The organism is Pseudoalteromonas sp. S1650, assembly GCF_005887195.1.
GTDB lineage: Bacteria > Pseudomonadota > Gammaproteobacteria > Enterobacterales > Alteromonadaceae > Pseudoalteromonas > Pseudoalteromonas simplex.
This window is the reverse complement of record NZ_PNDF01000007.1, coordinates 16,493-40,217: the sequence shown is the minus strand read 5'-3', so window position 1 is coordinate 40,217 and position 23,725 is coordinate 16,493. Positions and strand designations below refer to the sequence as shown.

At 40.5% G+C, this 23,725-nt stretch carries 18 protein-coding genes; 3 read left to right on the top strand and 15 right to left on the bottom strand.

The genetic code is table 11. The features are described from left to right. Window positions 1-210: 210 nt before the first annotated feature. Window positions 211-1,512 (top strand): S41 family peptidase, encoded by a 1,302-nt coding sequence (locus tag CWB80_RS00565; protein ID WP_138599832.1) that lies wholly within the window; start codon window positions 211-213, stop codon window positions 1,510-1,512. Window positions 1,513-1,755: 243 nt separating this feature from the next. Here the strand turns inward: CWB80_RS00565 and ppiC are convergent, their stop codons facing one another. The 7 genes from ppiC to CWB80_RS00530 form a co-directional block, all read right to left on the bottom strand. After that, window positions 1,756-2,034 carry a peptidylprolyl isomerase PpiC gene (ppiC, locus tag CWB80_RS00560; protein ID WP_054552145.1) on the bottom strand — a complete coding sequence of 93 codons (279 nt, stop codon included), beginning with the start codon at window positions 2,032-2,034 and terminating at the stop codon, window positions 1,756-1,758. A gap of 63 nt (window positions 2,035-2,097) precedes the next feature. Next, window positions 2,098-2,652 (bottom strand): lysoplasmalogenase, encoded by a 555-nt coding sequence (locus CWB80_RS00555; RefSeq protein ID WP_171041473.1) that lies wholly within the window; start codon window positions 2,650-2,652, stop codon window positions 2,098-2,100. Window positions 2,653-2,788: 136 nt separating this feature from the next. Beyond that, window positions 2,789-3,163: a thiol-disulfide oxidoreductase DCC family protein gene (locus CWB80_RS00550; protein WP_283235030.1), complete on the bottom strand. Its 375-nt coding sequence runs from the start codon at window positions 3,161-3,163 to the stop codon at window positions 2,789-2,791. A 26-nt stretch (window positions 3,164-3,189) separates the two neighbouring features. Then, on the bottom strand, window positions 3,190-4,212 hold the full coding sequence (locus CWB80_RS00545) for a zinc-binding dehydrogenase (protein WP_138599835.1): 1,023 nt from the start codon (window positions 4,210-4,212) through the stop codon (window positions 3,190-3,192). A gap of 13 nt (window positions 4,213-4,225) precedes the next feature. Continuing rightward, window positions 4,226-5,632 carry a TolC family protein gene (locus CWB80_RS00540; protein ID WP_138599836.1) on the bottom strand — a complete coding sequence of 469 codons (1,407 nt, stop codon included), beginning with the start codon at window positions 5,630-5,632 and terminating at the stop codon, window positions 4,226-4,228. Further along, on the bottom strand, window positions 5,625-8,771 hold the full coding sequence (locus CWB80_RS00535; RefSeq protein ID WP_138599837.1) for an efflux RND transporter permease subunit: 3,147 nt from the start codon (window positions 8,769-8,771) through the stop codon (window positions 5,625-5,627). Before CWB80_RS00535 ends, CWB80_RS00540 begins: the two co-directional genes overlap by 8 nt. A 6-nt stretch (window positions 8,772-8,777) precedes the next feature. After that, complete coding sequence (locus tag CWB80_RS00530) at window positions 8,778-9,944, bottom strand: efflux RND transporter periplasmic adaptor subunit (protein ID WP_138599838.1); 1,167 nt, start codon at window positions 9,942-9,944, stop codon at window positions 8,778-8,780. A gap of 118 nt (window positions 9,945-10,062) precedes the next feature. Here CWB80_RS00530 and CWB80_RS00525 point away from each other — a divergent pair, with 118 nt between their 5' ends. Continuing rightward, a complete protein-coding gene (locus tag CWB80_RS00525; RefSeq protein ID WP_054552136.1) occupies window positions 10,063-11,007 on the top strand; it encodes a LysR family transcriptional regulator in 945 nt (314 codons plus the stop codon). An 11-nt stretch (window positions 11,008-11,018) separates the two neighbouring features. Here the strand turns inward: CWB80_RS00525 and CWB80_RS00520 are convergent, their stop codons facing one another. Both CWB80_RS00520 and CWB80_RS00515 read right to left on the bottom strand, forming a co-directional pair. Continuing rightward, window positions 11,019-12,062, bottom strand: a complete 1,044-nt coding sequence (locus CWB80_RS00520; protein WP_138599839.1) for a GGDEF domain-containing protein — start codon at window positions 12,060-12,062, stop codon at window positions 11,019-11,021. A gap of 199 nt (window positions 12,063-12,261) precedes the next feature. Next, entirely contained in the window at window positions 12,262-13,110 is an 849-nt protein-coding gene (locus tag CWB80_RS00515; RefSeq protein ID WP_138599840.1) for a DUF6279 family lipoprotein, read from the bottom strand. A gap of 545 nt (window positions 13,111-13,655) precedes the next feature. Here CWB80_RS00515 and CWB80_RS00510 point away from each other — a divergent pair. Continuing rightward, the gene (locus tag CWB80_RS00510; protein WP_138599841.1) at window positions 13,656-14,378 is read left to right on the top strand and encodes a tetratricopeptide repeat protein; all 723 of its coding nucleotides are present in this window, start codon (window positions 13,656-13,658) and stop codon (window positions 14,376-14,378) included. A 19-nt stretch (window positions 14,379-14,397) separates the two neighbouring features. Here the strand turns inward: CWB80_RS00510 and CWB80_RS00505 are convergent, their stop codons facing one another. The 6 genes from CWB80_RS00505 to CWB80_RS00480 all read right to left on the bottom strand — a co-directional run bounded on the left by CWB80_RS00505 (window position 14,398) and on the right by CWB80_RS00480 (window position 23,722). Then, entirely contained in the window at window positions 14,398-15,810 is a 1,413-nt protein-coding gene (locus CWB80_RS00505; protein ID WP_054552132.1) for a coniferyl aldehyde dehydrogenase, read from the bottom strand. Window positions 15,811-15,949: 139 nt separating this feature from the next. Further along, window positions 15,950-17,380 (bottom strand): SLC13 family permease, encoded by a 1,431-nt coding sequence (locus CWB80_RS00500; RefSeq protein ID WP_138599857.1) that lies wholly within the window; start codon window positions 17,378-17,380, stop codon window positions 15,950-15,952. Between the two features lie 57 nt (window positions 17,381-17,437). Next, window positions 17,438-18,397 (bottom strand): porin, encoded by a 960-nt coding sequence (locus CWB80_RS00495; RefSeq protein ID WP_138599842.1) that lies wholly within the window; start codon window positions 18,395-18,397, stop codon window positions 17,438-17,440. Between the two features lie 213 nt (window positions 18,398-18,610). Further along, the gene (locus CWB80_RS00490) at window positions 18,611-19,981 is read right to left on the bottom strand and encodes a sigma-54-dependent transcriptional regulator (protein WP_138599843.1); all 1,371 of its coding nucleotides are present in this window, start codon (window positions 19,979-19,981) and stop codon (window positions 18,611-18,613) included. Further along, a complete protein-coding gene (locus CWB80_RS00485) occupies window positions 19,978-21,717 on the bottom strand; it encodes a sensor histidine kinase (protein WP_138599844.1) in 1,740 nt (579 codons plus the stop codon). The genes CWB80_RS00490 and CWB80_RS00485 overlap by 4 nt, the downstream gene beginning before the upstream one ends. 22 nt (window positions 21,718-21,739) lie before the next feature. Continuing rightward, window positions 21,740-23,722, bottom strand: a complete 1,983-nt coding sequence (locus CWB80_RS00480) for a TonB-dependent receptor plug domain-containing protein (RefSeq protein ID WP_138599845.1) — start codon at window positions 23,720-23,722, stop codon at window positions 21,740-21,742. Window positions 23,723-23,725: the final 3 nt, after the last annotated feature.

Below are 23,725 nucleotides of genomic sequence, written 5' to 3'. Positions count from 1 at the left end.
TAACAAAGCGTTCAAGACGGATTCACAACGCTTGGCAGTTCTGGTTTGAATCAGCTTTAGTGTTTACGGCACAATGGTTTAGGTTGGTGGTCGCGTTGTTCACCACTTAACGCGGCGTTAGCAATTTAATTTAGCATTTAGAAAATCTTTTAACCCCTTTTGGTGTGTTCGAACGTTATTAAAAAACAATAATTAAAATTTCAGGAAAATATGAACAATAAAGTCTTTAAACCCCTCATCGTTAGCTCACTCGTTCTATGCAATTATGTCAGCGCTGCAGATTGTCATGATGTGTCACAAATTATTGCCAAACAACTTGAAGATAACTACGTCATTGAAAATACAGCAACAAGGTTAGCTCAGTTAATACGTTCGCAAGTATTTTTATCTGGTTGTGAACGTCAAAAGTCATCTGAAGATATTGCTGAATTTATGACCTTGGAATTAAACAAGATTGCAAATGATAAACATCTTTCTGTTGTTTATTCTCCAAATTGGGTTAGTGAATTAAAAGACTATCGTTCGTCAGCACAAACTGAGGCGTTTGCTGATAGTCGTGTCATGGAGACTCCTATAGACAACTATGGTTTTAAAAAGGTTGAATTGCTTGATGGCAATATTGGTTACCTCGATATAAGAGCTTTCTCTGACAGTCACTTAGGAGGTGAGACGCTTGAAAATGCGATGAAATTTTTACAGCATGCCGATGGTATCATTATTGATTTAAGGAACAATTATGGCGGTAGTCCATTTATGGTGACTTCCTTAGCAAGTTACTTTTTTGACCTAGATACAGTCCATTTATCAACTTTTGAAAGCCGTGAAAACGGTGTGTTAACTCAAACGCAAGATTGGACTTCGCCATATGTACCTGGTCCTAGGTTTAAAGATACTCCACTTTATATCCTCACCAGCAGTAATTCTGCATCCGCTGCAGAAGGCTTTAGCTATTCAATGCAAAGTTTGAATAGAGCAACCATTGTTGGAGAGGTAACTGCTGGCGCTGCTCATGGTAGAAGTACTGAAATAGTAAATAATGATTATATTCTCACTTTACCATCCACACGACCTGTAGATCCAAGAACAAATGACAACTGGGAAAGAAAGGGGGTGAAACCAAATATTGAAACAAGTAGTGATAATGCATTTTATGTTGCTTATGCAGAGGTGCTTAATTCCTTAATCAAAAGTAATAGTAAAAACCTTGGTTTGCATCAATGGGTCTATCCATTGGTTAAAGCTAAATCGAGCCAATACCAGCCAAGTCAGAGTGATTTCAATCGGATAGTAGGTACGTTTGGAAAGCGCAAGATATTCCAAAAAAGTGGTAAACTCTTTTATCAATATTCAAATGATCCGGCGTTTGAAATTGAGTTACTTGATAAAAAGACCATTGTTTTTAAAGCGTTTACTGAAGCAAGACTGCAAGCAATATATAAAAATAAGCAAGTCATTGCATTGAAAATGCTCTCTTTGGGTGAGGATGAAAGAGTGTTTCAGAGAACGATGTAAAAATTGCTAACAAGGCTGTTAACACAGACAAAAATAGTTGGCTTTGATTGTACCTAACAAAATTCTAGCCAGCTATTTTTAGCTGGTTACAACGGCGTGAAGATCCGCTTTTGGCACAGAGTCATCCTTCGGCGCTAAATTGTTTCTGTCCAAAAAAGAGTTAAAACCACAGGCTTCAACTCACTAAAAATAAATATTTAGGGATAACTACGTGTCTTATTAGTTTTAAGCAGGCTTTAATTTTTAAGTTCTGTATAGCACTTTAATTACATGCCAACCAAAGCGCGTTTTCACTAGATGTGGCTCTAAGATTTCGCCGCTGAATGCTACTTTGTCAAACTGTGGAACCATTTGCCCACGTCTGAACTCGCCCAAGTCGCCACCTTTTTTACCTGACGGACAGGTTGAATATTTTTTAGCTAACGTCTGAAACTTCGCACCTTTTTTAAGTTGCTTGATGATGTCTTCAGCTTGTTCTTTGTGCTTAACAAGAATGTGCAGTGCGTGCGCTGTATTTGCCATGGAAAATCTCGAAAATTAAAACGCGCGTATTTTATCACGGCAATCAACACTGAGCCACTGTGGCTATTTATGTTTACTTGTTGCCTGCAAAAAACCTGTCACCAAACAAAATTGCGCTAAATAATAACTACACATTATTGCGATATCTGCATGCGCTATTTCTAAATAAAAACGGTTAAGGCCAAGAATAGAGTCTGATATAACAAACACGGCCCCACCTAACACTAAAAAGCCGTTCGATTTATCCGTCATCCAAGTAAGGCTTGCCATTATAGTAAGCATCAGCATGTAGAAAAGTACCGGAATGAGCAGGTCATTTAAGTTTGGATAGAATAAGCAAAAAACGATGATGGCTAAAAAGAGATAAAGAAGTACAACGTCTAGTCGCCAGTTTTTAATTGGCAACATGGTAATGATATAAAAGGTATGGCTTATAAAAAATGCCGCTAAACCGCCTATGAACAGTTGCCCTGTATCAAGGGCTAACAACACATCACCTAGTGCTGAAAAACTAAGAGCGAATAATAAAGTAATAAAAGTACGATTTTGTAACTGATTGCGCCCTTTTAACACCATCACAATCAACAGGCCGATTGGTAATGTTTTAAATAGCGCCATAATAGGCTGAGTTAATGATGGTATAAAGAGCAGTAAAGCAATGTAAACCGAGCTTAGGATTAGAAAGAGAATGTTCATATTCTTATTATTGTGATTTGTTCCCAATAACGAGAATAGCAAGCTTTGCTTTAAATGTTTATAAAAAATGCTGCTTTTGTTCTTCGGTCAGTAACTTACACTGTGTTTGCTTGCCAAAAAACCGATAACGATGGCGGCCAAGCCAATCATACATACGATCGCGAAAACCTTTTGGCAGTAGCTTGAACACGTTAGCTAAAGAGAATGGAAAACCTAATTGAGTTGCGATATATAACACAGCGTCACTTTGTTTATATAGCTGGTTTTTATCAATCACTAACATTGAGGAAAGTGGATCTTTAACTTTGTGAGCCATTAATAAACGCTCACCTTTATCGCTTTGCATGGGGCATAACTTAAAGGTGATTTGCTTATCAAAGTGAACAATAAACCGCACACAAAAATGGCACAGATTGCACTGACCATCAAACAAGATGACTGGGCAGTGAGTTTGCAAAATTAACCGCTTACTTGTACGACTTGTTTACCGGTAAAGCCACCAGCAAGTTGTTTATTTAAAGCTGCTGAAACAGCCTCTGCGGTAAAATCAACGGCATGAATTTGCGGTAATTTGATCTCGCCACGGGCTGCATTATCGAGTAATAAGTTACCCATAAAGCTCAGCTTTTGCTGCGCACATAAGCTATTTGCAAGCCACGCTCCGCCTAAGGATACAATGCCAATATTTGGTGCGCGCCTAAACATAAGTTCTTGTTCAAATTTAGGTAATTCATTTAAACAGGCAATACGGCCACAAAAGCGCATTAGCTCAACGTTACGAATGGTGGTATCGCCACCAATACAATCAAGCACCGCGTCAAAGCCTTGCGGGCCTAATTCACGGCGAATTTTATCTTCAAGTTTAGGGTCTTTGTAATCAAACACCACATCAGCACCTAATTGCTTAAGTAACTTATGATTGTGTTTACTGGCAGTGGTAAATACAGTTGCACCACGTTGCTTAGCAAATTGAATAGCAAATTGACCAACGCCGCCTGCCCCTGCGTCAATAAACAGTGAATCCCCTTCGCTTAGTTGCAACTTATCAAGGGCAATTAATGCCGTCATACCTGAACAAGGTAAGGTTGCAGCATCTGCCGGTGAAACGTTATCTGGTACAACCGATACCGCATAGTTTGGCACCGTTGTGTATTCAGATAACACACCTTGGTCGCCAAGGCTGGCGTGCCATACAACGCGCGCGCCCACACCTGGGAATACACCTTTATTTGCCTGAACAACCACGCCAACAGCATCATGACCTAATACATGGGGGTAATGCCATTTACAAAAACCTTGTTTTGCAAAGTTGGCATCACCATGATTTAAGCCTACATATTCAACTTTAACCAAAAGCTCATTGCCTTCAGGGCTCGGTACTGGCACAGAAAGTTCAGATAACGCTATGGCGTCATTCGGCTCAATCAGTGCAAGCGCGCGCATTGTTGACGGAAGTTCTGTAGTTTGTTGAATATGTGACATTGAATACTCTGGGTTAAAGGTTGTTTAGTTCAAAGCTCCAACGACCATTAAATGCTTGATAAGCACTTACTTTGGCCTGTAATGAAGCAATTGTTGAATCAACAGCGTTCTCTTGCGCTATTAAAACATCCTGTCTCGCATCTAACAACTCTAAGTAAGGAATTTGTCCTTCTTGATACATTGCTTGAGCTTGACCAAATGCTTTATTGGCATAATTAAAACGCTGATCAGCATAACTTAACTGTTGCTGCTGTTTGACTAGCCTTTGTAAAGTAAGTTCACTATCGCTAATGGCTTTTAGTACTTTACTTTGATAGTCACTGTAAGCAGCTTCACTTAAAAATTGCTGTGCATCACGCTGAGCTAATAATGCAGGATAGCTGAGTAATGACCATTCAACTTTTGGGGTTACTTGCCATTGTTGCACAGTATCTTCTAAGCCATTGCTGGTTAAACTCACCACACCTGCAAACCCGGCCAAACTAATATCTGGCAGTAATGCTTTTGAGGCGGCAACACTTAGCGAATAAGCCTGACTAAACTGGTATAAAGCACTGGTGATATCTGGTCTCAGTGCCATTGCTTCACTGGCTTTATTAAACGACACACTAAATTCGTGACTGAGTAACTCAGGCTCTTCTATCAAAGTTATGTCACTGGCAAGTCGCCCTGTTAGCACCGCAAGGGTTGCGAGGTCGCGATATTGCAAGTAACTAAGCTCAGGAATAAGCGCTTGTTGCTGCTTTAACTGCGCAAGAGTACGGTTAAGATCAAGCTCATTCGCAACCCCTTCTTCAACTCGCGCTTTAAGCACATCAATACTTTGCTCGAGCGCCTCGATTTGCATTTCAATAATCGCTTGCTTTTGTACATTACCTTGATAGCTGACATAGCCTTGCACCACGGCAGAAACCACTTCAACCTGTAATGCTCTTAGCTGCTCCGCTTGGTTTAGTGCACCCGCATTAGCAGCATCGACAAGCGCAGTAATACGACCAAACAAATCAAGCTGCCAATTTACGTTCACACCTGCGTTTGATTGGCGCGTAATTGCGCCATCTAAGCTGCTGCGCTCTGCGCCTACGCTTAGGCTGCCCTGCGGATAATAATCCGCGCGGGCTGCACCTAAACGGGCAATGGCTGCATCAAGTTGAAGTTGACTGGTTTTTAGGTCGTGATTCATTGCTAATGCATCAGTCACTAAATTGTTTAACTGCTCTGAATCTAAACGACGCCACCAATTATTTTCGCTCGCACCTTCGTTTTGTTCACCAATTTGTGTATCGCTTACAAATTGTGTCAAGCTCACTTGCTGCTCTTGCATATCGACGCTTTGTGCGCAGCCAGCCAGTGCTCCAGCTAACAGCATCGCACTGACTAGTTTGCCGTGTTTAAAGATTACATGAAGAGGCTTATGCATCGTGTTGCTCCTTCTGCGATTTTTTAGTGACTAACATATAAAACACCGGGGTGAACAATAAGCCAAACACAGTTACACCAATCATGCCTGAGAACACTGCGTTACCCATGGCATGACGCATCTCTGCACCTGCACCTGTGGCTAAAACAAGAGGTACAACGCCTGCCGTAAAGGCAATTGATGTCATTAAAATTGGGCGAAGTCGTAAGCGACACGCTTTAATAATGGCTTCAAGGTGAGACAACCCCGTTTTATGCTGATCTCGTGCAAACTCTACCATCAAGATGGCATTTTTACTTGCCAGTGCAACCAGTACGATTAATGCGATTTGCGTAAAGATGTTGTTGTCATCACCAACAAACCACACACCTAATAAGGCGGAGAAAATCGTCATAGGTACAATCAGAATAATAGCCAGTGGTAATCTTAAGCTCTCGTATTGCGCTGCAAGTACCATAAACACAAGCAATACAACAAGTGGGAAAACATACACCATGGTATTACCCGCTAATATTTGCTGATAAGTTACTTCTGTCCACTCAAACTCAATACCATTTGGTAATGTATCGGCAAGGATTGCTTCAATCGCATGTTGCGCTTGATCAGAGCTATAACCTGGTGCTGGGCTACCATTTAATTCAGCTGTAGGGTAACCATTGTAGTGCATTACACGATCTGGGCCTGTTGTTGGTGTGACCGTTAATACAGAGCCTAATGGCACCATTTCACCCATGCGGTTACGTACTTTAAGATTCAAGATTTGCTCAGGATCTTGGCGGTAGTCAGCATCAGCTTGCGCATTAACCTGATATGTACGACCAAACAAGTTAAAGTCATTCACATACACAGAACCTAAGTACACTTGTAAGGCATTAAATACTTCATCAAGTGGGATACCTTGGATCAGCGCTTGCTCACGGTCAATGTCGATATCCATTTGCGGTACTTGAATTCTAAAGCTTGAATAAAGTCCCATTAATGCAGGGTCTTGCTGCGCTTTCGCAATAGTTGCTTGTAAGCTGTTAAAGAGTGCTTCAAAGCCTTTGTTTGCACGGTCTTCAATTTGCAGTTTAAAGCCACCCGTTGTACCTAAACCTTGAATTGGCGGTGGCGGGAATACCGCAACAAATGCTTCATCAATACTGGCAAACTTTTGATTTAACTGAGCCGCAATCGCCATTGCCGACATACTCGGATCTTGACGCTCTTCAAAAGGGGCAAGCGGTGTAAATACAATGCCGCTATTAGGGCTATTTGTGAAACCATTCACCGATAAACCAGGAAACGATACTGTGTTAGCAACACCCGGTACTTGTAATGCAATTTTTTCCATTTCTTGCACGACTTCTTGAGTTCTGTCTAAACTTGCCGCATCAGGCAACTGTGCAACAGCCACTAAATATTGCTTATCTTGCTGTGGGATAAAACCACCTGGTACTGCGTCAAACAATTTTACTGTGCCACCAACAAGTGCAACATAAGCAACTAATACAATCACACTCATACGAATTAGCTTTTGTACCAGCTTTTCGTAGCCATTGGCGCCTTTATCAAATAAGCGGTTAAAAGGTTTAAATAACCAGTTACCAAATACACGGTTTAATAGCTTAGTTAAACGATCTGGTTTTGCATCATGACCTTTTAATAGTAACGCCGATAACGCAGGCGATAGTGTTAACGAGTTAAACGCTGAGATAACCGTCGAAATAGTAATGGTTAAAGCAAATTGCTTGTAAAATTGACCAGATAACCCCGTAATAAATGCCGTAGGAATAAATACCGCACACAATACAAGTGCAATGGCGATAATTGGTCCTGTTACTTCTGTCATTGCAACACGGGTTGCTTCAAGTGGTGATAAACCCTGCTCGATATTACGCTCAACGTTCTCAACCACAACAATGGCATCATCAACAACAATACCAATGGCAAGAACCAAACCGAATAGCGATAAGGTATTAATCGAAACCCCCAACCATTGCATAACCGCAAACGTACCAATCAAAGATACCGGTACTGCAATCAGTGGGATTACTGATGCACGCCAAGTTTGTAAGAACACCACAACAACGATTACAACTAATGCAATTGCTTCTAGTAGCGTTTTAATAACAGCATCAATTGAACCGCGTACGAATACAGTTGGGTCATAAACAATGTCGTATTCAACACCTGCCGGAAAGTCTTTTGATAATACTTTCATGGTTTCACGCACTTGATCAGAAAGCTCAATCGCATTTGAACCTGGGCGCTGGAAAATCGGCATTGCAAGTGCAGGTTGACCATCTAACATCGCTCTTAATGCATAGGTGTTTTGGCCTAATTCAAGGCGTGCTACATCACTTAGGCGTGTAAGCTGACCTTGCTCACCTACTTTGATGATCACATTTTCAAATTCTTCTTGTGAGCTTAAGCGCCCTTTTACATTCATCAGAATTTGAAATTGATTACTTTTCGAGGTAGGTTGCGCACCTAAACTACCCGCAGCAACCTGTTGGTTCTGAGCGCGTAATGCATTTACTACGTCCATTGCTGTTAAATCGCGAGCAGAGAGTGCATCAGGGTTAAGCCAAACACGCATTGAATATTGACCACCACCAAACATTTGCACATCACCCACACCGCCTAAGCGCGCAATTTGATCTTTGATATACAAATCAGCATAGTTCGCTAAGTAGGTCGTATCATGCGTTTTTTCAGGCGAGTACAAATGCACCACCATGGTTAGATCAGGTGATGATTTTTCGGCTACAACACCTAAACGCTGAACTTCTTGTGGTAAGCGTGGTAGTGCACTATTTACACGGTTTTGCACTTGAACTTGTGCACGGTCTAAATCAGTGCCTAATGCAAAAGTAACTGTTAAAGTCATGCGGCCATCACTGGTTGCTTGCGAAAACATATACAACATGTTTTCAGTACCATTGATTTCTTGCTCAAGTGGCGTCGCAACTGTTTCGGCAATCACCGTTGGGTTAGCACCTGGGTAATTTGCTGTTACTACAACCGTTGGCGTTACAACCTCAGGGTACTCACTCACTGGCAATTGAAATAGCGAAATTGCCCCTGCAATGAGAAATATAAGCGACAGCATCGCTGCGAAGATGGGTCGCTGGATAAAAAAGTGTGAAAATTTCATTTTGACCTACTGTTTAGCAACCAAATCTGAGTGATTATTTGAAAGAGTAAATGCAATTCCGTCGCTATTGATTGTGACTGTGTTTGGTGAAATAGGCATACCAGGGCCAACACGCGCCGGGCCATTCACAGCAATCACATCGTTTTCGTTTAGTCCTGATGTAATCGCACGTAAACTGCCGTAACGCTCACCCACCGTTACTAGTTTGTATTCAAGAACATTGCCTTCACCCACAGTGAGTACAAAGCGATTCTTTAAATCAGTCCCAATTGCACGCTCAGGCACAATGACTTTTTCACTTACTTTATTGGCAGCAAGCTTAATACGTGCAAATGAGCCCGCACGTAATTGTTGTTCATCGTTTTCGAACACCGCACGCACACGAAGAGTGCCGGTAGTTTCATTAATTTGGTTATCAATGAAGTTGATTTTGCCATTGTAGTTAAAGCTGGTTTGACCCACTTTTTGCATCACAACCGCTTGTTCACTTTGCGCTGTCACATCAGTAAACGATTGATTCCATGTACGCTCATCAATATCAAAATAAGCATACATATGCTGGTTTGAAACAATGCTTGTTAACACGCTTTGACCAGCAAGCACGTTATTACCTTTGGTAATATTCGCACGCGATACAACGCCATCAATGGGTGAACGCACTTGAGTAAATTCTAAATCAAGCTCTGCGGCCGTAAGTTCAGCCTGTAGCGCTAGCAATTGCGCTTCGCGTTGTCTTAGCGTTGATTTACGAGACTCCGCTTGCTCCGTTGAAATTGCTTTACGCTCAGTTAAGCGCTCTGCACGTTTTGCTTCACTTTTAGCCTGCTCTAATGCGGCCTTGGCGCTCTCTATCTGCGCTTTTAAGCTATCGACTACTGCTGCAAAAGGGCGTGCATCAAGGGTGAAAAGCAAATCACCTTCTTTAACACTGTCACCTTCTTTAAAGTTAATTTTATCGATCACACCTGAAACACGCGGCATAAGTGCAACCTCTTGCGGTGCCTCTAAACGCGTTGTGTAGGTGTGCCAATTTTGTACTGGCTTTACAAGTACTTGCGCTACATCGATAGGTTGTAATTGTTGCTGTTGCGCTGATTGGCTAGCTTCGCTACCACATCCTGCCAACGTTAAGCTCGCAATGGTTACTGCCACTGCAAGAATAGATTTGTTCATAACGACTCTCCTGTATTTAGATAGGAGACAATGTTACGCAACTAATTAGTGGATAAAAATGATAGATTTTTAAATTCATTAATGCCAGAATTGCACCAATAGAATTTAAGGAACTGCTATGGATACCACCAGCCGCTTATTAATGTTGCTTGAAGTAATTGAACGAGGCTCATTTGCCAAAGCCGCCGAATCTAGAAATATAGATCGCTCAGTTATTTCAAAACAAATTAGCCGCCTCGAAGATGAATTAGGTGTGCGTTTACTAAATCGTACTACACGTTCTTTTTCGTTGACTGCCGCTGGTGCTGAAATGGTAAAAAAAGCAGCTGAACTGAGAGATTTGTTATCAGATACCGTAAGACTTGCAGAGAATTACCACCAAGAACCCCGTGGTACGTTAAAAATTACCTCATCAAGTATTATTGGTAAACGCTATATTCAACCAGTCATTAACGACTTTCAAAAACGCTTTCCGCAAGTTGAGGTGGAACTTCGTTTAGACGACAGGCTGATTGATTTAGTATCAGAAGGCTATGATTTAGCGTTTCGTGTTGGCGAACCAAAAGACTCGTCATTTATTGCCCGTAAAATTGCCCGCAACCGTATGTTATTGCTGGCCTCACCTGAGTTTATTGAAACTTACGGTATGCCAAAACAGGTTGAAGATTTAAAAGAGCTACCTGCCGCTAGCTATTCAAGCCCAAGTAAACGCATCAGCGGAATTCGTTATCGTAATGCCGATGGCGATATTATTGAGCAAAATATTAAAAGCGTCTTTCGTGCGAATGATGCAGAAGTACTTTTAATGAAAGCTATTTCAGGCAATGCGTATGTTTTGGCGCCGGCATTTATTCTTGACGATGAAGTTAAGCGTGGCGATCTCGTGCCCATTTTAACCGATATGGAATTACTCGATTACAGCGCGGTGTATGCAGTTTACCCACACAGAGACTTACCAGTAAGAACGCGTTTATTCTTTGATGCTATGCGTGAATACATAGGCAAAGATATTCCTATTTGGGAGGCAAACATCCCTGATTTCGACACCATGTACAAAAGCTAAATTTATAAACGCTAACTCGCTTTATTATGCTCAATTGACTCTTGGCTCAACTCATAAGCTGTTACAACTTTATTTCGTCCTTGCTGCTTTGCTTGGTATAGCGCATCGTCAGCACGTTTAATAAAGTTTTTCAGGGTTTGATTTGGCATGTAGCAAGCAACACCAATACTAATAGTCAGATTAATTACTTGCTCATCAATATTGTGGATAGTGGTTGATAAGTGCTCGCGCAGCATATCAGCAAATTCATAAGCACTTCTTGGGTCGCTACTGGGTAAGAAGATAGCAAACTCCTCACCGCCAATACGAAATACATAGCCTTTACTAATGCGTTGCCTAAAGAAACTGGTTACTTCAATCAAAATGCGATCGCCAACATCATGGCCATACTGATCATTAATATTCTTAAAATAATCAAGGTCGAGCATTAAGATAAACAAGCCATTTTTGTTTTTTAATTCAACTTCAAAATAATGAGTCATCGCTAAGCGGTTACCCGCGCCAGTCAAAGGGTCGAGCAAGGCTAAGTTTTCAAGTCGCTGTCCATATTCAGCACGACTATTTTCAAAGGTGTGAGATACTGCCCAAATACAGATATATGTAAATGAAAAATTGAGTAAAAAATTAATGCTGTTCAGAGGCTCTAGACTTGTTTTACTAAATAAAATCAGTGCTTGTAATAGTGCAACCATCAAAGACAACACTTGCCCATATTGCTTACCAAGTAGTAGATAGAACAATACAGGCAATGAACATGTCCAGATAAAAAGTAAACTCTTAATACTGCTTAAGTAAGTACCTAATGTAATGAGTAAACTTAAAAACAAACACAGAGTAAGTGATTGCCAAAGCTGAGCATTACGTTTTCGGGTATAGAAAAAGATATAAAAACAAAACGAAGCAAAAACGACTTCTAACGCACCTAGAACAACAAAGTCATTTATAAATAAATTAAAAACCGCGAACACGCCCGCTAAAACACCTAGACAAAAGCCCATCCATTTAAGAACGTTATTACGTAAAGCTTGAGTGCCTCTTAGCGCACCAATATCCATTCAGTTTCTCGTTATTATTATAGTGACTAGATTTTAACTCCAAATTAAAAAATTAGGAACAAATTATTAAGCAAACCCTCATTAAACTACGTTTATTAACATAAAACCCTGAAAAACTGATACTTTCTAACTTTTATTTTAAAAACATAAGCTGCTAGCTGCCATCAATTTCATATCACGTGCAAATACACCTAGCCCATTAATCATCAATCAAGTCACTTACCTCTTCGATTAACTCATCAAACTCATCGCGAACGTTACGACGCTGTTTATCGGTTAATGTAGGTTTTAGTTCCACTAATAAATTAACGTAGTTATCGAGATTTTTATCATCGGCTGCAATTAACTCATCGCTCATAAAAGCTAAGCGATTATTAATGATGACAGCCAACTGGCTATCAAAGTCTGTTGGTTTTTGCTTTTGCATAAATAACGTTTTTAATGCATCTAAACGCTTTTGTTTGTACTGCATCCACATTAAAAATGTACTGACTCTAGAATTTGATGAGCTCTCTATGAGTGTTTTTTGCTGTGCAGTGAGTTTGCTACCGAACCACTCTTTATAATTTTCAAGGTTTTCTTCTAAACGTTCTTTTTTATGTTGCTCAGGTGATTTTTCTTCGTGCTCTTTGTACTCATCATTAATGTTTTCTTGCAGTGCAGCAACAAACTCTACGCGCTGCTTATAAGAAAGTGAATTCGCTAAAGCGATAAGTTCAGGCTCAATTTTATTAATCAATGTTTGCCAGTGCTGCTTCGCTTGTACAAAGTGTGCTTTAAGCTCGTTATGGTCAACTTGCTTATCTAACATGGTCTTTAAATTTTCAAGGTCGCGTTTATATAAGGGGAGTTGTGTTTCTCGATGCCAATCTCGGCTGGTTTTAACAATATGCTCAAATTTATCAGCTTGGTCACTGTTAAGGTCAACATAATCATCAATCCAAAAACCTGATAACCAACCTAAATTATTGTAAGTAAAGCTCGGAGAACACCCTGCTGCTGTAAACAATAAACTAAATACTATTAGATACTTTGATAGCTTTTTCATTGTAGTTTTTTCAAATCCTATTTCAAAACAAAGTAAACTTACCACTAAGAACAAAAATTCAGCAACCAAATTAAATGAAATTAATTATCATTTGAGTATTGACGAACGGTTAAACCTAAGTAATAATCGTTATCAACAACTTGGTTCACTAGACTATTCTCACAGCAACATCATACTGTTAAAGGTTTTGATGCTGTTTTACCAAGTTAGTTCAAGATGTAACTCTTGATTGTCATCTGTTTCCTCGACCCAAACATAGACATAAAACGTTACACTTTACTTGCTACATTGCTCATATCGGTGACGGTAGATATGACACGAAAAAGCCCGCTAAGGGCTTTTTTTATTTCTTTAATTTTTCTGGAAAATCTGTATCTTAAGCCTACTTGTTAATTGCAAAGCTTGCCGCTGTCTATAAATTGGGCATTTGCAGCTGCTGGGGCTAAACTAAAAGTGATGTTTTGCTCTGAGGCTGTTTGGCAAGGCATTTTATCAATAGCTCAATGCTTTGTTATTGATACCTAACACACATTTGGAGGCAGACTATGATCAAGCCTAATTTTAAATCACTATTGCTCGCTAGCATGTTAATCTTGTCACCTTTAGCAAATGCCAGTCTTGAAGATGCCCAATTAGCGGCGAATGAAGGCCGTTTTGAAGAAGCGCTTCATGAATTTAATTACCTTGCAGACAGAGGTTATGCTCCTGCAATGTATGAGCTTGCTAAAATGTACGAAGGTGGCTTTGGTGTGCAACGAGACTATCGTAAAGCAGCAGAGTTGTACGAAAAAGCAGTAAAAAAAGTGCATGCTGATTCAATGTTCGCATTGGGTGTACTTTATCAAGAAGGTAAAGGTGTCAAACTTGATAAAGAAAAAGCCATTTCATTGTATGAAATGGCGTCACAAAAAAACCATCCAGCGGCACAGTTTAATTTAGGGGTTATGTATGCCAATGGCGAAGGGGTAATTCAAGATTACCGTACCGCGCTTAGTTGGTACCAAAAGGCGGCTGCAAATAACTTTACTCTTGCGCAATTCAACATGGCTTTAATGTATTACGAAGGGTTAGGAGTTCCTAAAAATCTCGAAAAATCATACATTTGGAATACCATTGCTGAATACAACGGCAACATGGATGCAAGCCATAGCCGTAAGCTTGATGAGCGAAGTATGATGCCTGCAGAAATTGAAGCTGCTAAAGAAAAAGCAGATGCCATTTATGCAAAAATACAGGCTGGTTTATACGCACCTGACGGGCGTCTATAAATAAACTTCGTACTTGCGCTTAAGGGCGCAAGTACAACCATTTTAATAGTTTGATCAGCAATTTATTTTGTTTTAGCAATAAGCTAGTGCGAGGGTTAAACTTACCGGATACCAAGGTATTTCGTGCATGGCTAAAGGTTTTAAAACCTTCAATGCCATGATAGTGCCCCATCCCTGACTCACCAATACCACCAAACGGTAGCTGATCTGCTGTTACCTGCATCAATACATCATTAATTGCTAATGTACCACTTCTGATTGATGTGCTTAATTTACTGATTTTCTCTTTATCGTGCCCCAAAATATACAAAGCAAGAGGTAATGAGTCACCATTGATCGTATCAATCACCTGCTGCAATGACTCATAACCGATAATGGGCAGTAAAGGGCCAAAGATCTCGTCTTGCATGACGCGCATATCATCATTCACTTGCGTTAAAATATGCAAGCCCATACGGTGTTTTAGTTCATCAACTTGATGACCTTCTATCGGCTCAAATACTTGCGCGCCTTTGTCTTTTGCATCAACTAAATAAGCAGCTAATCGCTGGTATTGACTCTCGGAGATAATTGAAGTCAGATTTTTACCTTCAACACCTTGTTTAAAATGTTTTCGGTAAATATCACAAAGCTGCATTACCAACTGATGTTCAAGGCGCTTTGGAACAAATACGTAATCAGGAGCAACACAAATTTGCCCTGCATTGTTCAATTTACCAAATAAAATTGTTTTCGCTGCTTCTTTGATATTTGCATCATCAAGAACAATTACTGGCGACTTACCACCTAGCTCTAACGTCACTGGGGTAAGGTTTTTACTAGCACTTTGCATTACTTTACGGCCGACAGCGGTTGAACCAGTAAACAGCATATGAGCAAAAGGAAGTTGGCAAAATTTTGCAGCAAGTTCTGCTTCGCCTTCAATCACGATACAATGCTCTTTCAATTCATCAGCCAAAATCGTTTTTATAACTGCGTTAGTGTGAGGTGTATATTCGCTTAACTTTAGCATTACGCGATTGCCTGCGGCTAATGCGGTTATGGCAGGAACTAACGCAAGTTGAATTGGATAATTCCATGGGGCAATGATGCCTACAACCCCTTTCGGCTGATAACTGATATGTGCAGACGAAGGCCATAAACTAAGTCCAACACCACGAGATTCATTTTTTGCCCACTTTGGTAAACGCTTAATCACATCACTGATTGTTTTAACTGTTGGGAAAATATCGCCTAGTACAGTATCGAAGGCTGTACGGTATCCAAAATCTTTACTTGAAGCATTCACTAAAGCCTGCTCGTTCTCAATAAGCGCAACTTTGACGCGTTTTAGAAGCTTTATTCTAATATCTATTGGTAAGTAAGGTTCAGCTAAAAATGCATCGTTCAGCTGATAATATTGTTCTTGTAATTGTGAATCTAGATCGACCAAAACGAGTACTCATCAAAAAGGTTTAAACAACTATAACGATGAATAAAATCGAGAGCAAATAAAAACAGCGCCCATAAAGAGCGCTGTGAGTGGTTGGTAAGAGTTGAAACTATTGTTCTGTATTCATTAATTTTTACATTTAAAAAGCAAATACACTCGCTGCTACAGTCATTGTTACTAAGGTGATCATGGCAATAGCTATTAAGTTAAGTGCGAACCCAGAACGGATCATATCGCGCATTTGAATTTGCCCTGATCCAAACACAATCGCGTTTGGTGGTGTCGCGACTGGCATCATAAACGCACAGCTACATGCAATTGCAGCAGGAATGACCCATACAAGCGGTGTACCAAATACTGACTCAGCAACTGGGCCTAATAGTGGTAAGAAACCTGCAGCTGTGGCTGTGTTACTGGTTATTTCTGTTAAGAATGTAATAAGAGCCGTTACCGCTAGAACACTTAAAACTAACGGAATAGCGCTTGCGCCCTCGATCATATGGGCAATATATTCAGCAAGGCCAGACGACTTGATTTGTGCAGCTAGTGTTAAACCGCCACCGAATAGTAGCAACACGCCCCACGGCACTTTAGCTGCACTTTCCCAATCAAGGATTCGCTCACCATCGCCTTTATTTGCTGGTAACACAAATAACATCAATGCTGCAGCAATCGCTATGCCGGTATCAGAAATTTTAAGGCCAGAGAAATCAGCAATCATAGGTCTAAAAATCCAGCATACTGCAGCTAAAGCAAATACAACAGCTACGCCTTTTTCAGCGCGCTGCATAGCTCCTAACTCTTGTAACTGTGACAAGAATAAAGATTTAGTGTCTTTGCTTGCACTTTTTGCACATTGTGTATCTACTTTATAGGCAAACTTAGTTAACCACACCCAGCATAAAATAAGCATAACTGTCGCAAGCGGTACACCTACTTTCATCCACTCAGCAAAGCCAATATCAATCTTGTAGCTATCTGATAGGTATGCAGCCATTAATGCGTTTGGTGGCGTACCGATTAAGGTTGCGATACCACCGATGCTAGCACCATAGGCAATTGATAATAACAATGCTTTACCAAATTGGTCATTATCTGGGTTAGACTGTTTAACTAACATAGTAATCGACATTGCAATCGGTAACATCATCACAGCAGTCGCTGTATTTGACATCCACATTGATAGAAATGCCGTTACTAACATCATGGCTAAAATTTGTAGGCTTGGCTTAGTACCAGCACGAAGCATGGTATTAAGTGCAATACGCTTGTGTAAACCCCAACGCTCCATCGCGATTGAGATCAAAAAGCCGCCTAAGAATAAAAAGATCAAAGGGTGTGCATAAGGTGACGCGACCCCTTTGATTGCTGCAATGCCAGCAAGAGGTGATATAACCAGTGGCAATAAAGACGTAGCAGGAATTGGCACAACTTCGCTTACCCACCAAGAAGCCATCCAAAATGCAAGGCCTGCAGTACGTAATGCAGATACACTCATACCCGCTGGTGGATCAATTAAGCAAGTTAATAACATCACTAATGGGCCTAGCAGTAACATCACTGTGATCATTAATGGGCGTGGCTGTGAGCCATCTTTTGTTTGATTTACTAATGACATACCGACTCCTTAGAACTTGTATTTAAGGCCAAGTGCAACGCTGTTATCTGATTCAAGTTCTAAATCTAAATCAGTATAGAATAAGTAAGCAGTGGTTTGTTTATCGAACACATAGTCAACACCTGCTGTCCATTGTTTACCTTCTTCACCATGGCGAATTTTTGAGTCGTCTTTAACATATTGCAGCTTAGGTACCCATTTATCGATTGCATAGCTTGCGCTAAGTGCATAGCCATTGCCTTCTTTCGTACCGTCGGTAGATTCACTGCGCTGGAATAAACCCGCTAACTGTAGGTTTTCAAGTTTCCATGCGGCAACAACACGGCTTGCCGTCAACTTGTTAAGTGCATCAACATGGCTGATAGCGACATAGTAGTCTTTAGATTTTAATGCACGGTCACCATAAATAACCGTTGCCGCAAAACCATCTTCATCGTTGCTGCTGTCATCTTTTGGAGCATAAGTTAGTGCAAGTGATGCGCCACCGTATGTTTTTGAGCTGTAGGTAATGGTATCGCCGATACGGTCTTGACCAGGGATCAGCTGTGCAATATCTGCTTGGGTTTCGTTAAAACCGTCTACTTTACCTTCTGAGTATTTAAAACGCGTGTCGTTACGACCGACAACCACTTCACCAAAATCGCCTGCAAGGCCTAAGTAAGTATTACGAGCTGAAAATGGCTCATTTGTATCATCATGCTCAAAGCCTTTTACTTGTACTTCGTATTTGAATACTGCTTTAAGTGACTCTGTTAATTTGTGACTACCTTTAATACCAATGCGCGAAAAAGGTGCTTCGATTTGCGTACCTTCATCAACATAGCGCATAGCGCCTGTATCTGTGTTTGCTATTTGAACTTCTGCTTTACCGTATACCGCGTAGTCTGCTGCCATTGCTGAGCAAGTTGTGCTCGCTAAAATCACAGCCGCTGCTACGCGTGTTTTTGTATGAGTGAATATTGTTGTCATTATGCGCCCCTTATTAGGTTCAAATTGTTGTTCCTAACTATTAAGGCAAGTTGGTTGCCAACTTAGATAATTTCAAAAAAGCTGTTAAATAACAGTAAATTAACTTTGTTGACGTAAAAGAGGCTGTTTTTTATGGGTGGATATCCACACATTTTTAAAAGTGTGCTGTCACCAGTTCCACCCATTGTGAAGAGTTTAATGTGAGAGAGTTGCTTAGTCTTTGAACATTTCGCGATTAATACCGTACTTGGTCATCTTGTCGTAAAGGGTTTTACGGGCAATTTGTAATGTAGCCATAGTCTCTTTTATGCTGCCGTTGTTTCGCTCTAGCGCTTCTTCGATGAGTGACTGCTCATAGAAGCTAATCTTCTCGGCAAGACTTAGATCTTGAGCAAGTTCATTTTGATTATTTGTGTCGCTGTAAGAAGCAAAAGCCAGATCAGAACCTAGCAATACCGCACGTTCAGCCTGATTTCTAAGCTCTCGCACATTTCCCGGCCAATCATACGCAAGGAGTCGTTGTTTAGCTTCACTACTCAATGGCGCAGGCGGCTTATGAAAACGTGTCGCCGCTATCGAGCTGAAGTGTTTAAAAAGCAGTGGAATATCAGCTTTTCTATCACGTAATGCCGGAATACTCACTTTTACTAAATTTAGGCGGTAATATAAATCGGCTCTAAACTCCCCTGCTTCGACTAGTGTCATTAAGTCTACTTTGGTAGCAGCAACTATACGTACATCTAAATCAATGGCGTGGTTATCGCCTACAGGGGTTACTTTGCGCTCTTCAAGCACCCTCAACAACTTTACTTGTAAACTCGCAGGCGTAGACTCTATTTCATCTAAAAAGACAGTGCCGCCTTTGGCAAATTCAAACTTACCTTGGCGAGATTGTGTCGCCCCTGTGTATGCACCACTGGCTGCACCAAAAAGCTCACTTTCAATAAGTTGCTCAGGTATTGCGCCGCAGTTTATAGCAACAAAATTAGCCGCTGAACGATTACTTTGATCGTGTAAATAGCGAGCAACTAACTCTTTACCTGTACCAGTTTCACCTTCTATTAGCACATCTGCTGGCGTATCGATTACCGCATTAAGTAAATGCATCATTTGTTGCATTTGTTCGGTTTCACCCAAAATACGCACACCGGGCGCAGACGTTTTTTCAACAGCAATTTTTAAGGCGCGGTTTTCCATTACTAACGCACGTTTTTCTGAAGCACGAGCAATACAATCTAATAACTGCTCAGTTAGCGGCTTTTCAAATAGATCATAAGCACCAAGCTGCATGGCTTTAACGGCCACAGATACATCAGCAAAGCCGGTAAGAAAAATAACCGGTAGCTCGCTATCAAAGGCTTTAACTTGCTCTAAAAATGCCAAGCCATCCATTTTTGGCATGTTTATGTCGCTTAGTACAATACCTTCGAAGCGACGACTTAATTTTGAAAGTGCCGCTGTAGGCTCACTAAAACACTGAACTTGATAACCTTCAATCTCAAGGAGCTGCTTCAATGAATCACGGATCACCGCTTCGTCATCGATAACGATTACCTGATCACAGGTCGCTGCAACTTCACTCATGATGTTTCCTTGTTAGTTTGTAAAGTTATAATAAATTGTGCTCCGCCCTTAGGGCGGTTATGGGCCGTTAGGCGGCCATTAAATGAGTCGATTATTTGCCTTGAAATAGACAAGCCCAGGCCTAAACCATTGCTGGTTTTAGTGCTATAAAATGGCTCAAAGATATTACCTAATGCATGTTGATCAATACCCGGGCCAGTATCGAGAATTGATAGCTTTACTCGGTCGTCAAACAGTTCAAGCTCAAAGCTCAGTTCGCGTTTGTCAGATTCACTCATTGCTTGGCTGGCATTAGTGATCACGTTAACCAAGACTTGCTCAAACTTAACGCTGTCGACCCATACTGTTATGTTTGCATCAATATCTGCAGCTTTAACTTCGATATCATCTTGCTTTAACTGTGCGCTTGCAATCATTAAGGCATTTTTTAACATACTCGCTAAGCTTTGCTGTCTCAGTTGAGTTTGTGCCGGTTTACTAAAATGCTTTAGCTGTGCAACAATTTTGTGTACACGCTCTATTAACGACTGCACCAAAACTAAATTTTCGCTGGCTTGCTCAATATTTCCTTTGATAAGTAACCTTTTTGCACTCACTAAGTAGGTATTCATGGCACTTAATGGCTGATTGATTTCATGGTTAATGCCAGCACTTAACTGACCAATAGTCGCAAGTTTAGCTGTTTGGATCAGCGCTTTTTGAGCCTTTTCAAGAGCCTGAGTACGTTCTATAACCTCTTGCTCAAGACTGTGCCTAGAAAACAATAGCTTTTTATAACCAGCAAAACGTACCATTGCCGTATGAATAAGTACTACCGCAATAGCATAAAACACACTAAACCAAAGAAGCCTAGGGATTTGTGCAAGCTCGACATTCGTCACATCCACCAACACACTCGCTTTGGCGTTAATGATTTCAATGCTTTCAACAGCACTAATAAAGCGCGATTGCTTACCGTTTAATAAAACTTTTTGCAGTATGGTTTGTTCATTTAGAGGTTTATGGGTATAGGGCAGTAAAGTGGGTTTATGTGACAGATATCGGCGCGATTTAACTAATGCAGCCATTTGTTGATTATCAAGGGGCTTAAGTGACTTTAAACGCCAATCAGCTACATCAGACATAACAATAACGTTGTCTTCAAGAGCAATGTAGAAATGTGAAGTGTCTGATGCATTGAGTAGCTGGCGGTCTTGTTCAAATTTTTTGGCATTAACTTTTAGTGCCACTACCGCAACCACCTCGCCTTGATAAAATAACGGCTCAGAAAAATAAAAGCCTCGCTCACTAGAGCGCATACCCAAAGCAAAATAAGCAACTTTTTCACCTTGTTTGGCTAAATAAAAATACGGCCGAAAAGCAAAATTACTTCCTAAGAAAGTATAGTCAACTTGCCAGTTACTACTTGCTAAAACAGTGCCTGACAAATCCATTACGTAAACATCTGAAGCCCCACTCGCTCGTTGAATATCTTCAAGATAATCATTGACCGCATCTCCACCAGCACCTTTTTCGACAATAAATGATTTTACCAAATCATTGGCACTTACTAAGCTAGGAATGGTTTTAAATCGTGCTAATTCACTGGCGATATAATGGCTTAGCTGAGTAGCTTGTGTTTGACTTTGATGCTGAGCTTGTTCGTAATCATGGCTTCTACCGAGATAAAAAACTAATATTAACAGCATTATTAGCAATACACCTGCTGCAATAAATTTTTTACTTAATGACGACATTCAAACCTTACGAACAGGACAACTAGAAATTGAATTGGTAGTGTAACGATAATTCCTCAGTTGTACCAGCGACTGCGCCATCGTCAATGCGAGGATCAAATGCGTTGTATTTTTTTCCTAACAAATTTTCTGCTTTTAGCATTAGTTGGCTGTTGTTGTTTAACTGCCATTTTAAACTGCCACCCAATAAGCTGTAAGCAGATTGTTTAAAGTGAGCACCTGTCTCTGAGCTTACTTCAACTGTATCGCGCCACAATAAGTTTAAGCTCACCTGCCATGAATCAGATAAGTTATAACTACTGATTATGCTTGCAAAGCGCTTAAAGCTCGCATTGATGGGATCTTCAAAGTATTGCGTATAAGTGCCTGTAATCGAAAAATTTTTACTTGATTGCCAAGTGCTATCAAGCTCGATACCACTGTTTTGGGTGTTGAATGAGTTTGTAAAGGTAAACAATGCATCATCTGATAATGTTGGCTCAATATTTATAAAATCATTAAGTTCATTATAAAAAAGCACTGCATTAGCTTGTAACTCTGAGGTTTTATAATGCCAAACAAGTTCAGTGGTTTTTATCGACTCAGAGCGAAGCGATGGGTTACCAATTGTCACATCATCATTTGAAAAAAGCTCATTGGTAACCGGTGTTCTAAACGATTCACCATATTGCAGCTTAACAGTATGTTCTGAATTTATTTTATAGACACCCGCAAGACGTGGAGAAAGTTTACTGTCGATGTCATTCACATCGTCATAGCGTGCGCCAATAAATAAAGTAAGTGCATCTGAGTATGGTATTTTTAGCTGTCCATAAGCACTCAAGGTTTCGAATGTAAACTTAAGTGACGAAAACTCAGGAAAGTCCATCACAGACACGATCCCTTGCTGTTCAAAGGCAGGGTCGATAATTATTTGTTCTGAATCGAAATCATAATAAGACGTGCGAACTCCTGCTTCAGTTTGCTTAGCTTCTGAGTATTCAATTCCCGCAGCAAGCTGCCATTGGTTATCGAATTGATAACTTAGCTCAGTTTCGAATTTACTGTCAGTTGTTTGCCACGCAGGGCCAACGAGAAAGTCTGGTATATCGTCAAATGTAGCGATTAACCCTGCACTTGAAATATTATGCTTTGTGAATGAGTAACTAGAATCTAGCTTTAACTTATCGTTATCAATCCAGTTATATTTAACGCCAACAAAGGTGTTATCACTGGTGTGTTGATTTTGCGTTGAATAGCCGGCAAGGTTTAAAAATTCATCAAGAGAGGTTTCGTTGTAACGAGCACGTAATTGCAGCTTTTTGTAATCAACACCTGCTTCTAGGTAAAGCGCCTCAAGAGGATCTTTTACTCCTTGCGGGTAGCTTTCGCCGTCTTTTTGATCATACGAAAAACTCGCAAAGAGTGATGTATCATCACTTAAAGAGGTATTGAACTGCCCTGTTGCCCCGTAGCGAGCATTATTGCCAAGCACAAGTTGCAGTGTATTTCGCTCTTTAGAGGTAACAATATTCATCACCCCTAAAAACGCATTACTGCCATACAGAGCCGAGCCTGGACCGCGAATAAACTCTATTTTTTCAATGATTTCAATAGGAATATAAGGCATGTAAACAGAAGCCTTACCAAATGATGATTCATTAACTCGCTCACCATTTATCATCACCAAAACATTACCGCTATCTAGATAAACGCCCCGAGCATGATCTTTAGGCACCGCCCCTACCCAATCACCTCGAGTTGATTGCATACCAGGCACAAAATTCATCACTTCGTAGGCGTTATCAACCCCTAATGCTTGAATTTGCTTACGACTAAAAACACTTATTGTAGAAGGGACTGATGACAAAGTTTCGTTGGTTTTACTTGCTATATCGACTTGAACATTAAGTAAGTCTTCAAAACTTAAAGAAAATAAGTCTTGCTCTTCAGCCGCGTTTGCAACCACTGGCGAGGTTGAGGCAACTGCAATAGTAAAAAGTGCTGAACATCTGAAAAGATCCACGGT

Excerpts from the sequence above, each read along its gene's own strand:
- CWB80_RS00565 (WP_138599832.1), top strand. The coding sequence starts at position 211 with ATGAACAATAAAGTCTTTAAACCCCTCATCGTTAGCTCACTCGTTCTA.
- ppiC (WP_054552145.1), bottom strand. The coding sequence starts at position 2,034 with ATGGCAAATACAGCGCACGCACTGCACATTCTTGTTAAGCACAAAGAA.
- CWB80_RS00555 (WP_171041473.1), bottom strand. The coding sequence starts at position 2,652 with ATGGCGCTATTTAAAACATTACCAATCGGCCTGTTGATTGTGATGGTG.
- CWB80_RS00545 (WP_138599835.1), bottom strand. The coding sequence starts at position 4,212 with ATGTCACATATTCAACAAACTACAGAACTTCCGTCAACAATGCGCGCG.
- CWB80_RS00540 (WP_138599836.1), bottom strand. The coding sequence starts at position 5,632 with ATGCATAAGCCTCTTCATGTAATCTTTAAACACGGCAAACTAGTCAGT.
- CWB80_RS00535 (WP_138599837.1), bottom strand. The coding sequence starts at position 8,771 with ATGAAATTTTCACACTTTTTTATCCAGCGACCCATCTTCGCAGCGATG.
- CWB80_RS00530 (WP_138599838.1), bottom strand. The coding sequence starts at position 9,944 with ATGAACAAATCTATTCTTGCAGTGGCAGTAACCATTGCGAGCTTAACG.
- CWB80_RS00525 (WP_054552136.1), top strand. The coding sequence starts at position 10,063 with ATGGATACCACCAGCCGCTTATTAATGTTGCTTGAAGTAATTGAACGA.
- CWB80_RS00520 (WP_138599839.1), bottom strand. The coding sequence starts at position 12,062 with ATGGATATTGGTGCGCTAAGAGGCACTCAAGCTTTACGTAATAACGTT.
- CWB80_RS00515 (WP_138599840.1), bottom strand. The coding sequence starts at position 13,110 with ATGAAAAAGCTATCAAAGTATCTAATAGTATTTAGTTTATTGTTTACA.
- CWB80_RS00510 (WP_138599841.1), top strand. The coding sequence starts at position 13,656 with ATGATCAAGCCTAATTTTAAATCACTATTGCTCGCTAGCATGTTAATC.
- CWB80_RS00500 (WP_138599857.1), bottom strand. The coding sequence starts at position 17,380 with ATGATCACAGTGATGTTACTGCTAGGCCCATTAGTGATGTTATTAACT.
- CWB80_RS00495 (WP_138599842.1), bottom strand. The coding sequence starts at position 18,397 with ATGACAACAATATTCACTCATACAAAAACACGCGTAGCAGCGGCTGTG.
- CWB80_RS00490 (WP_138599843.1), bottom strand. The coding sequence starts at position 19,981 with ATGAGTGAAGTTGCAGCGACCTGTGATCAGGTAATCGTTATCGATGAC.
- CWB80_RS00485 (WP_138599844.1), bottom strand. The coding sequence starts at position 21,717 with ATGTCGTCATTAAGTAAAAAATTTATTGCAGCAGGTGTATTGCTAATA.